This is a genomic window from Roseomonas sp. GC11, from assembly GCF_024437745.1.
In the GTDB taxonomy this organism is placed as follows: Bacteria; Pseudomonadota; Alphaproteobacteria; order Acetobacterales; family Acetobacteraceae; genus Pseudoroseomonas.
In genome coordinates, this window is the sequence record NZ_JANFNY010000104.1 from 1 (window position 1) to 13,030 (window position 13,030).

Below are 13,030 nucleotides of genomic sequence, written 5' to 3' on the forward strand. Positions count from 1 at the left end.
GCCGCAGGCCGAGGCCGCGCCGCCGCCGCCCCCGGCCGCGCCGCCCCTCCCCGTGCCGCCGCCGCCCGCGCCTTCGCCCACGCCCTCCCTGGCCGAGGCCCTGCCGCCCGCGCCGGCAGAGCGGGAGGCGGTGACCCTGCCGCCGCCCCCGCCGCCCGCGCCGCTGCCGGATCTTTCGGAAAGCCTGGCCTCGCCCACGCCGCTGCGCCTCGCCCCGCCGCGCCAGCAGGCGCCGCGCCCGCCGCAGCCGGAGGCACCGCCGCAGCGCAACCCCTTCGCCGGCATGACCATGCTGCCGCCCCAGGCCCTGACGCCGCGCGTGCCGCAGCCGCGCCCGCCCTCACAGCCCGGCAGGCCGGGGGCGCTCGACCTCGCCATGGGCGCCGTGCCGCAATACCGCCCGAGCCCCAACCGCCAGGGCAGTTCCAGCAACACCACCAGCATGACCCATGTCGGCGGCGCCCAGCCCGGCGCCGACTGGGGCCGCGCCTTCCAGGCCTGGGTGCAGCGCCGCGGCTTCTACCCGCCCCAGGCGGCGATGAACAACGAGGATGGCAGCGTCGTCCTCCGCCTCACCGTCGCGCGCGACGGGCGCATCCTGGAGGCGCAGATCATCAGCCGATCCGGCTCCCGCTGGCTCGATGCCGGGGCCATGTCGCTCTTCCGCGACCAGATCGGGCCGGCCTTCCCCTATGGAATGGAGGGGGAGAGCACGACGCTGAACTTCACGATCCATTATAATATTATTTATAGGTAGGTATTGTTCTTTTTTGAAAAAAAGAACCAAAAAACTTTTTTCAGTTTGGCGTCGCGCTGTGTCGGGGGACGGCGGCAGCCTGACAGAAAGATTCCTGGGCGAGGTAGTGGTCCACGTAGAGCCGCCGGACCAGCATCAGCAGCACGGCGGCGATCGGCGTCGCCAGCAGCAGGCCCAGCAGGCCATAGAGCAGGCCGAAGCCCAGCAGGGCGACGATGGTGGCGGCCTCCGGCAGGTCCACGCTGCGGCGCTGGACATAAGGGGTGATGAGGTAGCTCTCCACCGACTGCACCACCAGATAGACCGCCGCCACCGAGAGCGCGCCGCCCAGGCCCTGCGCCAGCCCCAGCAGCACCGCCGGCACGGCGGAGAGCACCGGCCCCACCGTGGGAATGAAGGTGAGCAGCGCCGCGATCAGCCCCAGCACCGGCGCCAGCGGCACACCGATCAGCCACAGCCCGAGCCCCGTCAGCACCCCCACCACCGCCATGGACACCATCTGCGCGCCCAGCCAGCCGCGCAGCGTCGCCGCCGCCTCCCGGCACAGCGCATGCGCCCGCGGCCGCAGCGAGGGCGCCACCATCGCCTCGATCCCACGCCGGTACAGCGCCGGGTCCAGCGCGAAATACAGGCCCAGGAAGCCCACCAGGACCAGATTCGCCAGGCCGCTCAGGGTGGTGTTCAGCGCCGTCACGGCGGTGGTGCCGCCACCGGCGGGCAGGCCCATCTCGCCGGGCTGGAAGCGGCGCAGCATCTCCTGGCCCCAGCGGTAGCGGGAAAGCTGCTCCGCCAGCCCGGCGGCGGCGCGCGGCACCTCCTGCCACAGCGTGTTGAGCTGCCCGGCGATCGGGCCGGCGGCGAGCAGCGCGGCGGCGGTGAAGGCAAGCGCCAGCAGCAGGAGGAACAGCCCCACCGCCGCGCCATGCGGCAGGCGCGGCACCAGCCGCCGCAGCCGGTCCGCCCCGGCATAGAGGAACACCCCGAGCAGGATGGCGGCGAAGACCAGCAGCGGCACCTCGGGCACCAGCCACAGCAGGAGCAGCAGCAGGCCGGCCAGCACCAGCAGGGAGACGGTTGCGCGTGTCATGGGAATGTCTCCGCTCAGGAGGGCGCGGCCGGGGTAAAGCGCGGCGGCCGGCGGGGTTGCACCGCTTGCCCCTTGCGCCGCCGGGCAACCCCGCCTATCCGGCGGCGGCAGACGCACCCCTTCGAAGGAATGCCACCATGGCCATCGAGCGCACGCTCTCCATCCTGAAGCCGGACGCCACCCGCCGGAACCTGACGGGCAAGATCAACGCCAAGTTCGAGGAGCAGGGCCTGCGCATCGTCGCGCAGAAGCGCCTGCACCTGTCCGAGGCCCAGGCCGGCGCCTTCTACGCCGTCCACAAGGAGCGCCCCTTCTACAAGGACCTGGTCTCCTTCATGACCTCCGGCCCGGTGGTCGTGCAGGTGCTCGAGGGTGAGAACGCGGTGGCCAAGAACCGCGAGATCATGGGCGCCACCAACCCGGCCAACGCCGCCGAGGGCACCATCCGCAAGGAATTCGCCGAGAGCATCGAGGCGAACAGCGTGCACGGCTCCGACAGCGCCGAGAACGCGGCCATCGAGATCGCCTTCTTCTTCTCGGGCACCGAGATCGTCGGCTGAGGCCGGCCGGGGCGGGCTCCCCCGCCCCAGACATGCGAAAGGCGGCACCCCCCGCGGGGTGCCGCCTTTTTCATGCCCAGGCCCCGGATGGGGGAGGGTCTCAGCCCCAGAGCAGGTAGAGCGCCGCCAGCAGCACGATGACCGCGCCGATGCCCCACTTGGTGGCCTGGGTGAAGAGCTCCCAGCCCTGCAGGCGCTCGGCCATGATGTCCTCGGCCTTCACTTCGATGAAATCGATATGCTGCTGTGCCTCGGCCATGATGTTCCCTCGGGTCTGGCGTGTCTGTTCGGCAGAGATACGGATCGGCCGCGCCGGGGGCAAGAGGCTTGCCGCCCCCCGTGGTGCCAACGGATCGCGGGGTCCGGGGTGGCCGTGCCACCCCGGTTTTCTCATCTGTTCTGTCCGGGGTGGCCGTGCCGCCCCGGTTTTCCTGCCCCTGCGGCAGTGCCTCTCAGAACCCCACCTTGTCCGCGCCCTTGAGGGCCAGGATCTCGCGCGCCTCGTCCGGGGAGGCGATCTTCAGCCCGAGTCCCTCGATGATCTGCCGTGCCAGCCGCACCTGCTCGGCATTGGAGGCGGCGAGGCGGCCCGGGCCGGCCCAGAGGCTGTCCTCCAGCCCGACGCGCACATGCCCGCCCATGGCCGCCGCCATCGCCGCGATCGGCAGCTGGTTGCGCCCGGCGCCGAGGACGGACCATTGATACTGGTCGCCGAAGAGGCGGTCCGCGGTGCGCTTCATGTGCATCACATCATCCGGGTGCGCGCCGATGCCGCCCTGGAGGCCGAACACCGTCTGGATGAAAAGCGGCGCCTTCACGATGCCCTGGTCCAGGAAGTATTTCAGATTGTAGAGATGGGCGGTGTCGTAGCACTCGAACTCGAAGCGCGTGTCGTTCTCGGCGCATTTCGTCAGGATGTATTCGATATCCGCGAAGCTGTTGCGGAAGATGATGCCCTTGTCCGAGAGGTATTCCTTCTCCCAGGGGTGCTGGAATTCCTTGAAGCGGTTGAGCATCCCGAAAAGGCCGAAATTCATGCTGCCCATGTTCAGGCTGGCGACTTCCGGCCTGAAGGTGGCGGCGGGCTTCACCCGCTGCTCGATCGTCATGGTCGGCGCGCCGCCGGTGGTGATGTTGATCACCGCCCCGCAGCGCTGCTTGATCACCTGAAGGAATGGCGAGAACCCTTCCGGCGACTGGTCCGGCCGGCCATCGACGGGGTTGCGGGCGTGCAGGTGGACGATGGCCGCCCCCGCCTCCGCCGCGCCCACCGCCGCATCGGCGATCTGCTCCGCCGTCACGGGCAGGTGGGGCGACATGCTCGGCGTGTGGATGGCGCCGGTGACGGCGCAGGTGATGATGACGTTCCGCTTGGCCATTCTGTCTCTCCCAGGCTTTACGTTCAGGCGCTCTGCTTGTGTGCGCGCAGCGCGGCGAGGCGGCGGTCCCGCCAGCGCATCTTCTCCGCCAGGTCGCCGGGCGCGCCCCATTGTTCGAGGATGGTGCCCACCGCCTCCGCCCCATAGACCTCGGGGGAGGGGGGCTGCGCCGCCAGCCGGCGGTAGAAGCCGGTGTAGCGGGCGCAGTAATCGGGGATGCCGCCGGGGGCGTTCAGCTCGATCGTCTCGAAGGGGCCCATGAAGGACCAGCGCAGCCCCAGCCCGTCCTTCACCGTGTGGTCCAGGTCCTGCGGCGTCACATAGCCCTCGGAGACGAGGCGGAAGGCCTCGGCCAGCAGCGCGCCCTGCAGGCGGTTGAGGATGAAGCCCTCCACCTCCTTCAGCACGGCGATGGGCACCTGGCCGATGGCGGCATAGATCGCGCGCGCGCGGGCCACCACCTCGGGCGCTGTCCAGGGCGCGCCGGACAGCTCGACCAGCGGCACGAGGTGCGGCGGGTTCACCGGATGCGCCACGAGGCAGCGCGCCCGGCCCGGCAGCGCCTCGGTGAAGAGCGAGGCGCGGATGGCGGAGGAGGAGGAGGCGAGGATGCAGCCCGGCGGCGCCAGCCGGTCCAGCTCAGCGAAGAGGGCCTGCTTCACCTCCAGCACCTCCGGGCCGTTCTCCTGCACCAGGTTGGCGGTGGAGACGGCTTCTGCCAGGCTGCCCACGGCGCGGATGCGGCGCGCGGCCCCGGCGGGGTCCTCGCAGAGGCCCTGCTCGGCGAGGTCCGTCAGCCCCTGGGCGCAGAGGCCTGTGGCGGCCTCCGCCACGCCGGGCGCGGCATCGTAGAGCGCCACATCCCAGCCGGCGCGGGCGAAGATCATCGCCCAGGCCCGGCCGATCAGCCCGCTGCCGACAATGGCGACGCTGTGGGGTGTCATGCTGTCCTCCTCGTGTTCTTCTCGTTCCTGGGGGAGGCTCCGCCTCCCCCAGACCGAGCCTTTATCCTGGGGGAGGCTCCGCCTCCCCCACACCCCCTCGGCCGGGGGGACAGGGTCCCCCCGGACCCCGCCATCCGTGTGGCGTCCCGCCTCTCCGCCAGACGGCGGCAGCCTGACAGAAAAAAGAAGGGGGCCTGGGGGAATTCATTCCCCCAGAACTGTCCTGTCAGAGCCAAAGAACTTTCCGCCGCAGGTCGAGATCGTCGCGCAGGGCGCGGCTTTCGCCCGTCCAGGTCACCGCGCCGCGTTCCAGCGCCACGGTGCTGTCCGAGAGCGCCAGGGCGAGGTCCAGGTTGTGGTCCACGATGATGATGGAAATCTCCTGGCGCAGCCGGTCGAAGGCCTCGAAGAGTTCTTCCGTCACCGCCGGCGAGAGGCCCTCGAAGGGCTCATCCAGCAGCAGCAGCCGCGTATCGCCGGAGAGGGCGCGGGCCACCGCCACCATCTGCTGCTCGCCGCCGGAGAGGGCATCGGCCGGGGTGCGCCAGCGCTGCTTCAGGCGCGGGAAGAATTCCAGCACCTTCTCCTCATCCCAGTGGCGGCCGGCGCCGGTCAGCCGCTTCAGCCGGCCGAGGGCGAGGTTTTCCGCCACGCTCATCCCGGCGAAGAGCCCGCGCCCCTGCGGCACGAAGCCCACGCCGCGCCGCGCGATCTGGTCGGAGGGCAGGCCCGCCACGGCTTCGCCCGCCAGCACCATCTCGCCGCGCGCCGGGCGGGCGATGCCCATGATGCTTTTCAGCAGCGTGGACTTGCCCGCGCCGTTGCGCCCGAGCAGCGCCAGGATCTCCCCCTGCCGCACACGCAGCGAGACGCCCTGGAGGATGTGGCTTTTGCCGTAGAAGGTGTGGATGTCCTCCAGCGCCAGCAGCACATCCGGCGCCACGGCGGAGGGGCGGGGCTTCGCCGCGATCGCCGCCGCGCCGGAGCCGAGATAGACGGCCTGCACCCGCGCATCGCCGCGCGCATCCTCCACCGTGCCGTCCACCAGCACCTCGCCGTCATTCATCACCGTCACCCGGTCGGCGAGGGCGAAGACGCGGTCGATGTCGTGCTCGACGAGCAGCACGGGAATATCGGCCGAGACGCGCTTGATGAGCTCGCCCACGCGGGTGCGCTCGGCGGTGGCGAGGCCGGCCAGCGGCTCGTCCAGCAGCAGCACGCGCGGGCGGGTGGCGACGGCCACGGCCATGTCCACCAGGCGCTGCCCGCCATAGGAGAGCGCGCCGGCCTCCGCCTGCTCGATGCCGGCGAGGCCCATCCAGCGCAGCAGCACCCCGGTGTCGTCGGCCATGTCGGCATAGTCCTGCGCGCCGCGCCACAGGCCGAAGCGCGCCGGGTGCCGGGCCTGGATGGCGAGGCGCAGATTCTCGGCGATGGACAGGCCGGGGAAGAGGTTGGTGATCTGGAAGGAACGCCCGATGCCGGCCTGGGTGATGGCCTGCGGCTCCAGCCCCGTGGCCTCGCGGCCATCCAGCACCACGCGCCCCGCATCGGGCGGGAACATGCCGGAGAGCAGGTTGAAGGCGCTGGTCTTGCCCGCGCCATTCGGGCCGATCAGCGCATGCAGCGTGCGGTCGGCGACGGCGAAGCTGACGCCCTTCACCGCCCGGATGCGGCCGAAGCTTTTCGCCAGCGCCTCCGCTTCGAGGACGGGGCCGCTGCCGCTGCCGGGGCGGATGAAGCGCGGCGGCACCGGCTCCGGCAGGGTGGTGCGGCGGGCGGCCATGGCGGCATCCTCCACCGGTGCCTTGCGGAAGGGGGCGAGCAGCCGCTTGCCCACGCCCACCAGCCCGTCCGGCGAGAAGACGATGAAGCCCACGAAGAGCAGCCCGAACACCAGCAGCCAGTTGGCCGTGTAGATCGAGAGGAATTCGCGGAACAGGATGTAGAAGAGCGCGCCCAGCGCCGGGCCGAGGAAGCCGCGCATGCCGCCGATGACGACCATGGCCAGCAGCTCGCCCGAGAAGGCGATGGCGATGGGCTCGGCCGAGGCGAAGCGGTGATTATAGGCGGAGAGCATGCCCGCCAGCGCCGTGACGCCCGCCGAGAGCACGAAGGCCAGCAGCTTGTAGCGCGTGGTGTCGTAGCCGACGAAGCGCGCGCGCTGCTCATTCTCGCGGATGGCGACGAGCACGGTGCCCGCCGGCGCGTGGTGGAAGCGCCACAGCGCATAGACCATGCCGAAGCCCACCAGCGCGACCAGGATGTAGTAGGCCGCCGCATCGTCGAGGACGGCATAGCGCGTGATGCCGCCGAAGCCATCCTCGCCGCCGGTCAGCTCCGTCCAGCGGAAGGCGATGGTGAAGAGCATCGCCGTCATCGCCAGCGTCAGCAGCGAGAAATAGACGCCGCGGCGGCGCAGGATCAGCATCCCCGCCCCGGTGGCGAAGACGGTGACGAGGGCCAGCCCGAGCAGCGTGGGCAGCAGCATGTCGCCGGGGAAGAGATGGCGCTGGAGGATGCCGGCGGCATAGGCGCCGATGCCGAACCAGGCGCCATGGCCGAAGGAGACGAGGCCGGTATGCCCGACCAGGATGTTCAGCCCCATCGCCGCGATGGCGAAGATGACGACATCGGTGGCGGATTTCAGCGTCAGCCCCAGCGCGGGCAGCAGCACCGGCAGCAGCAGCAGGGCCGCGAGCGCGATGAGCAGGGAACGGGTCTGTTGGCTCATGGCGGCGCTCACTCGAACCGGGCGATGCGCTCGCCGAACAGGCCGCGCGGGCGCAGCAGCAGGACGAGCAGCATGAGGAGATAGACGGAGGCCTCGGTGGCCGGCGGGAAGGCATAGGCGGCGATGCCGCGCACCACGCCGACGATCAGCGCCGCCACCACCACGCCCCAGAAGGAGCCAAGGCCGCCGATGACGACGACGACAAAGGCGAAGGTGAGGATTTCCGCCCCCATCGCCGGATGCACGCCGGTGACGGGCGCCAGCATGACGCCGGCCAGCGCCGCGAGGCCCACGGCGATCATCACCACCGCCGACATATAGGGCCGGAGCGAAATGCCGAGCGCGCCCACCATGTCCGGGTTCTGCACGCCGGCGCGCACGACGCGGCCGAAATGCGTCCGTTGCAGCAGGAACCACAGGCCGAGCACGCAGAGCGCCGCGACGGCCAGGATCATCAGCCGGTAGCGCGAATAGATGAACTCGCCGATGAAGACCTGCCCGCGCAGCGCGATCGGGATGGAGAAGGGCAAAGGCGGCGCGCCGAAGATCATGCGCAGGGATTGCTCGGCCACCATGGCGAGGCCGAAGGTGAGCAGCAGCGAGAGGATCGGGTCCGCGCGGTAGAAGCGCCGCAGCAGGAAACGCTCGATGACGAGGCCGAGCAGCCCGACCAGCACCGGCGCCACGACGAAGGCGCCGCCGAAGCCGAGATGCGGCGCCAGCGCCACGGTGAGATAGGCGCCGATAGCATAGAAGGCGCCATGCGCGAGATTGACGATGCCGCCCAGGCTGAAGATCAGCGACAGGCCAAGCGCGATCAGCAGGTAATAGGCGCCGATCAGCAGTCCGTTGAGGATCTGCTCGATGAGAAACACGATTTCCAAGGCGGAACTCCCTGCGCCGGGAGGCCCGCGCGCCTCATGCCGCGCGCGGGGCCGGTTGTGTCAGCTCAGCTCGGGAAGGTGCAGGCATTCTCTTCCGGCGTGGAGGCGATGGCCTCCAGGCTCTCCTGCGGCCCCGGCACGGCGGGGGAGGAGGTGAAGATGTCGTAGCGGTCCTTCTGCTCCGCCGGCGGCAGGGCGGAGATGGCGTACATCTCGGTCATGATCTGGTGGTCGCGGGCGCGGAAATAGCTCTCGCGGCCCTTCAGCACGTCGAACTTCGCGCCGCTCTCCAGATATTCGACGATGCGGATGCCCTCGGTGCTCTTCGCCTCGTTCATGGCGCGGGCGAGGATCTTCATGGCGTTGTAGTCGCCCCAGGCCTGGTTCTCCGGCGGACGGCCATAGCGCGTGCGGAAATCGGTGGTGAACTTCCGCGCCGCCGGATTGTCCAGGCGGTGGTGCCACATGGTCGGCCAGGTGCCGAGGAAGTTGCCCTGCCCGGCGCCCCAGGCCAGCGCCGTGTCGAAGCCGAAGCCCGCCACCGGGAAGCGCAGGCCGAATTCCGAATACTGCTTGAGGAAGTTGGTGATCTGCGCGCCCGCGAGGTTGGCCACCACCACATCCGGCCGTGCCTGCCGGATCTTCAGCAGGAAGGGGGAGAAGTCGGTGAGGTCCGTCGGGATCAGGTCCTCATGGGCGATGGTGCCGCCATTCTCGCCCATGAAGCGCTTGGCGACGCGCAGCAGATCGTGGCCGAAGGCATAATCCGCCGTCAGGGCATAGGTCTTCTTGCCCTTGATGAGCCCCTGCTGCAGCAGGGCGCGGCCCACCGCCTTCACATACATCGAGTTCTGGCCCTCGATGTGGAACATGAACTTGCGGCAGTCGCTGCCGCGCAGCGCGTCCGAATTGGCGCCGGTGTTGATGAAGAGCGCGCGCTCCCGCTGCACCACCTGCCCGATCGCCAGCGCCGAGGCCGAGTTGATCTCGCCCACGATGCAGGTGACCTTGTCGCGCTGGATGTAGCGCTCCGCCTTGGCGCTGGCCGTCTGCGGGTTGACGCTGTCCTCGTAGAGCACTTCCAGCCTGCGGCCGAGGATGCCGCCCGCGGTGTTGATCTCGTCAGTGGCCATCTGCGCCGCCTGCACGGCGAATTCGCCGAGCGGGCCGAGGAAGCCCGTGCGCGGCGTCAGGTGGCCGATGCGGATGACATCCGGCTGCGCATGGGAAATGGCGGGGGCGGCGAGCAGCGTGGCGGCGCCAAGCAGCGCGCCCCGCCGCGTGATGCGGGGAAGCTCGGTCATTCCTGGGTCCTCTCCTCCGTTCGGCGGGGCGGTTTTCCGCCTCTCGCCCGCGATCCGATCCTTATCGTGATCTGTGATCACAGGCAGGCTTGCGCATCCACCCCGGATTGTCCAGAGGGAATGCGTGACCCTCGCCCTCGCCACCCTGCCGCAGCTGGAGCGCCGCACCCTCGGGGAATCGGCCTATGCCCATCTGCGGGACCTGCTTGCCTCCGGCCGCGCCGCGCCGGGGGAGAAGCTTTCGCTGCGTGACCTGTCGGAGGCGCTCGGCGTCTCCGTGATGCCGGTGCGGGAGGCGGTGAGCCGCCTGATCGCCGATGGCGCGCTGGAGGTCGCGCCCAACCGCGCCGTGCGCGTGCCGGTGATGACGCGCGCCCAGTTCCGCGAACTGGCCACGGTGCGCGCCGGCATCGAGGGCTGGGCCGCCAGCCTGGCCGCCACGGGCCGCGACGCCACCCAGCTTGCGGCCATCGCGGCGGCCGAGGCCGCCTTCCGCGCCACCGGGGAGCCGCCCGACCTCGGCGCCGCGGTGGCGCGCAACCGCGATTTCCACTTTGCCATCTACGCCGCCGCCGGGCTGCCCACGCTGGTGGAGGTGATTGGCGGGCTGTGGCTGAAGGCCGGGCCGGTCATCAACCTCGACCTGCGCCACTCGCGGGAACGGCTGACGGCGGGCCATGCCCTGCATTGCCACGCCGCCGCGCTGGAGGCGATCCGGCGTGGCGATGCCGAGGCCGCGCGCGCCGCCATCGCGGAGGACATCACGCGGGCGGCGGATTTCATCATCGGCAAGGGGGCTTTGCCAGGAGATTGAATTTATTCAGAATAATCTTCTTTTCTGAAGAAAAAGAAGCTTTTTTTCAGGCTGCCGCCGTCTCCCGTCCAGGCGGGGCGCCCACTGATAAAAGTTTTTTGGTTCTTTTTTTCAAAAAAGAACGAAATTTCTACTGAAACCAAAAAAGGGAGGAACATCATGGATCTGGGTCTGGCCGGCGCCAGGGTTCTGGTCACCGCGGGGGCGGCGGGGATTGGCCGCGCCATTGTCGAGGCGTTCCTGGCCGAGGGCGCGCGGGTTTTCACCTGCGATGTGGACGAGGCCGGGCTGGCCAGCCTGCCCGCCGGGGTGGGCTGGCGCCGCGCCGATGTGGCGGACCGCGCCCAGGTGGCGGCGCTATTCCAGGCGGCGCTGATGGAACTCGGCGGGCTGGACGTGCTGGTGAACAATGCCGGCATCGCCGGCCCCACCGGCCGGCTGGAGGAGATCAACCCCGAGGACTGGGACCGCTGCCTGGAGGTCTGCCTCACCAGCCAGTTCAACTGCGCCCGGCTGGCCATCCCGCTTCTGCGGCAGAGCGGCAATGCCAGCATCGTCAACCTGTCCTCGGCGGCGGGCAAATACGGCTTCGCGCTGCGCGGCCCCTATGCCGCCGCCAAATGGGGGGTGCTCGGGTTGACCAAGTCGCTCGCCATCGAGCTGGGGGAGGCGGGCATCCGGGTGAATGCCATCCTGCCCGGCCTGGTCGCGGGGGACCGGCAGCGCCGCGTGCTGGAGGCCAAGGCCCAGCAGCGCGGCGTGCCCTTCGCCGAGATGGAGCGGATCGCCTTCGGCTACACCTCGATCAAGGAGTATGTGACGCCGCAGCAGCTGGCGGACCAGATCCTCCTCCTGGCCTCGCCGCGCGGCCGCACCATCTCCGGCCAGGCCATCAGCATTGATGGCGACACGCGCATGCTGTCGTGAGGGCCGGGTTCAGGCGGGCAGCAGGGCGCGGCGCAGCGCGTCCTCCAATTCCGCCACCGGCACGCCGAAGATGCCGGGCTGCGCCTTCTCCTGCGCCACCAGCGCGGCGATGAGGGCGCTGATATTCTCGCGGATGGCCCCTTCATTCGCCAGCTTGAGCCGCGTGACGGCGACGAGGCTGGAGCCGAAGCTGGCGGTATAGGCCTTGTTGATCACCTGATCGAACACCGTGGCATTGTCGCTCAGCCGCACGAGGCGGTAGCGCACCTCGGCGGAGACCTCCAGGTTGATGCCGCCGAAGGGCTGGTCGACGCGCAGCAGCTCGGCATCCAGGCGGTAGGCCCCGGCACCGCTGCCGAGCATGGCATGGGCGCGCAGGCTGCGGCGCAGCGCCTCGGCGAAGTCGGTGCTGGAGACGTCGGACTTCCACAGCGGGTGGGTTTCCCGCCCGCCGGCCACCTGGCCCATCTGCACCGCCTGCCGTAGCCCGGAGGCCGCCGGCAGCAGCGTGGCCTCGCTGAGCGGGGCCGTCATCGCGCCGGGGTCGGCGGGGGCGGCGCAGGCGGCCAGCGGCAGCAGGCTGGCCAGCAGCAGCGCCCGCCAGCGCTGGCCGGACAGGAGGCGGCGCTTGACCTGGGCCATTTCGTTGCGGATCGTTGCGTTCGACTGCGCGATCATGATGGGGAGGCTGCCTTGCGTCTGTGCGTTGCCCTGGGGGCGTTTTCTGCCCTGGCGATCCTGCTCTCCGGCTGTGGCGGCCGGGAGGCGCGAATCGTTTCGGAACACTCCGATTTTGACGCGAAATTAACCTGTGAACATCTCCAGGGAGAGCGGCAGGTGAATGAAACCCGCATCCTGGAACTGACCGGGGAGCGCAAGGCCGCCACGGCCAACAATGTCGGCATGTTCCTGGCGACGGGCGTGGTCTTCCTCAACCTCAACGATACGGAGAAGCGCGAGGCGGAAGCCCTGCAACGCCGCAATGCCCGGCTGGACGAGCTGATGCGGGCGAAGGCCTGCCCCAACACCTGAGAGGCCGTTTGACAATGCGCGCGTGGCCTTGCGGGAGGCTTGGCTCCTCTCAAGACCCCGCGCGCGACCCAAGGCCTGAGGTCTTTGGAAACCCTTTCTGATGGCGGGCGCGGCGCACCCGCTCCCCTGCCCGGGGAAGGAAAGGGGGGGCGTTCGAGGGGGCAAGGCCCCCTCAAGCCGGCCAACGACACAAGGGCGGAAAAGACCCGCGGAACCGACCCGCCCGGTCTTCTCAAACGGTCTCTCAGCCGTCTCTCAGGCCAGTTCCCCGGCCGGCAGGTTGGCGAGGTCGCCCACGGTGATGGGCTTGTAGGGCGCGCGCGGGCGCAGCGTGCCGGCCTCCTCCATCGTGATGCCGCGCGTCTCGGCGATCAGCGCGGCCACGGTGGTGCCGCACATCCGCCCCTGGCAGGGGCCCATGCCGGTGCGCAGATAGGCCTTGGCCTGGTTCGGCCCGGTGGCGCCCAGCCGCGCGGCGTGGCGCACCTGCCCGGCCGTGATCTCCTCGCAGCGGCAGACCACCGTCTCCTCGGCGCGCGGCGCCAGCACCTCGGGCGCCGGGGCATAGAGCGCATCGAGGAAGGGGCGCAGCGCCAGCGCCTCCGCCC

At 70.1% G+C, this 13,030-nt stretch carries 14 protein-coding genes; 5 read left to right on the forward strand and 9 right to left on the reverse strand.

The window, feature by feature from the left end:
- Positions 1 to 757, forward strand: a 757-nt coding sequence (locus NON00_RS21865) for an energy transducer TonB (RefSeq protein ID WP_256024877.1), incomplete at its 5' end; no start/stop codon positions are given.
- 40 nt (positions 758 to 797) lie between these two features.
- Here NON00_RS21865 and NON00_RS21870 read toward each other — a convergent pair.
- Positions 798 to 1,844 (reverse strand): AI-2E family transporter, encoded by a 1,047-nt coding sequence (locus NON00_RS21870; protein WP_256024879.1) that lies wholly within the window; start codon positions 1,842 to 1,844, stop codon positions 798 to 800.
- 137 nt (positions 1,845 to 1,981) lie between these two features.
- On the opposite strand from NON00_RS21870, the gene ndk reads away from it, so the two are divergent.
- The gene (gene ndk / locus NON00_RS21875; RefSeq protein ID WP_256024880.1) at positions 1,982 to 2,404 is read left to right on the forward strand and encodes a nucleoside-diphosphate kinase; all 423 of its coding nucleotides are present in this window, start codon (positions 1,982 to 1,984) and stop codon (positions 2,402 to 2,404) included.
- A 100-nt stretch (positions 2,405 to 2,504) separates the two neighbouring features.
- On the opposite strand, the gene NON00_RS21880 is transcribed toward ndk, so the two are convergent.
- The 6 genes from NON00_RS21880 to NON00_RS21905 all read right to left on the reverse strand — a co-directional run bounded on the left by NON00_RS21880 (position 2,505) and on the right by NON00_RS21905 (position 9,649).
- Positions 2,505 to 2,663 (reverse strand): preprotein translocase subunit SecE, encoded by a 159-nt coding sequence (locus tag NON00_RS21880; RefSeq protein WP_256024881.1) that lies wholly within the window; start codon positions 2,661 to 2,663, stop codon positions 2,505 to 2,507.
- A 193-nt stretch (positions 2,664 to 2,856) separates the two neighbouring features.
- Entirely contained in the window at positions 2,857 to 3,783 is a 927-nt protein-coding gene (locus NON00_RS21885; RefSeq protein ID WP_256024882.1) for a 3-keto-5-aminohexanoate cleavage protein, read from the reverse strand.
- A 23-nt stretch (positions 3,784 to 3,806) separates the two neighbouring features.
- Positions 3,807 to 4,727, reverse strand: coding sequence for a 3-hydroxyacyl-CoA dehydrogenase (locus tag NON00_RS21890; protein ID WP_256024883.1), 921 nt, complete (start codon positions 4,725 to 4,727; stop codon positions 3,807 to 3,809).
- 226 nt (positions 4,728 to 4,953) lie between these two features.
- Positions 4,954 to 7,461, reverse strand: coding sequence for a branched-chain amino acid ABC transporter ATP-binding protein/permease (locus NON00_RS21895; protein WP_256024884.1), 2,508 nt, complete (start codon positions 7,459 to 7,461; stop codon positions 4,954 to 4,956).
- A gap of 8 nt (positions 7,462 to 7,469) precedes the next feature.
- On the reverse strand, positions 7,470 to 8,336 hold the full coding sequence (locus tag NON00_RS21900) for a branched-chain amino acid ABC transporter permease (RefSeq protein WP_256024891.1): 867 nt from the start codon (positions 8,334 to 8,336) through the stop codon (positions 7,470 to 7,472).
- Positions 8,337 to 8,410: 74 nt separating this feature from the next.
- Entirely contained in the window at positions 8,411 to 9,649 is a 1,239-nt protein-coding gene (locus NON00_RS21905; protein WP_256024885.1) for an ABC transporter substrate-binding protein, read from the reverse strand.
- A gap of 124 nt (positions 9,650 to 9,773) precedes the next feature.
- Here NON00_RS21905 and NON00_RS21910 point away from each other — a divergent pair, with 124 nt between their 5' ends.
- Together NON00_RS21910 and NON00_RS21915 are read left to right on the forward strand one after the other, a co-directional pair.
- The gene (locus tag NON00_RS21910) at positions 9,774 to 10,463 is read left to right on the forward strand and encodes a GntR family transcriptional regulator (RefSeq protein WP_256024886.1); all 690 of its coding nucleotides are present in this window, start codon (positions 9,774 to 9,776) and stop codon (positions 10,461 to 10,463) included.
- A gap of 159 nt (positions 10,464 to 10,622) precedes the next feature.
- Entirely contained in the window at positions 10,623 to 11,390 is a 768-nt protein-coding gene (locus NON00_RS21915) for an SDR family oxidoreductase (protein WP_256024887.1), read from the forward strand.
- 9 nt (positions 11,391 to 11,399) lie between these two features.
- Here NON00_RS21915 and NON00_RS21920 read toward each other — a convergent pair whose 3' ends face one another.
- The gene (locus tag NON00_RS21920; protein ID WP_256024888.1) at positions 11,400 to 12,068 is read right to left on the reverse strand and encodes a hypothetical protein; all 669 of its coding nucleotides are present in this window, start codon (positions 12,066 to 12,068) and stop codon (positions 11,400 to 11,402) included.
- A gap of 159 nt (positions 12,069 to 12,227) precedes the next feature.
- On the opposite strand from NON00_RS21920, the gene NON00_RS21925 reads away from it, so the two are divergent.
- Positions 12,228 to 12,422, forward strand: a complete 195-nt coding sequence (locus tag NON00_RS21925; RefSeq protein WP_256024889.1) for a hypothetical protein — start codon at positions 12,228 to 12,230, stop codon at positions 12,420 to 12,422.
- 255 nt (positions 12,423 to 12,677) lie between these two features.
- Here NON00_RS21925 and NON00_RS21930 read toward each other — a convergent pair.
- On the reverse strand, positions 12,678 to 13,030 hold a 353-nt coding region (locus NON00_RS21930; RefSeq protein ID WP_256024890.1), incomplete at its 5' end, for a (2Fe-2S)-binding protein.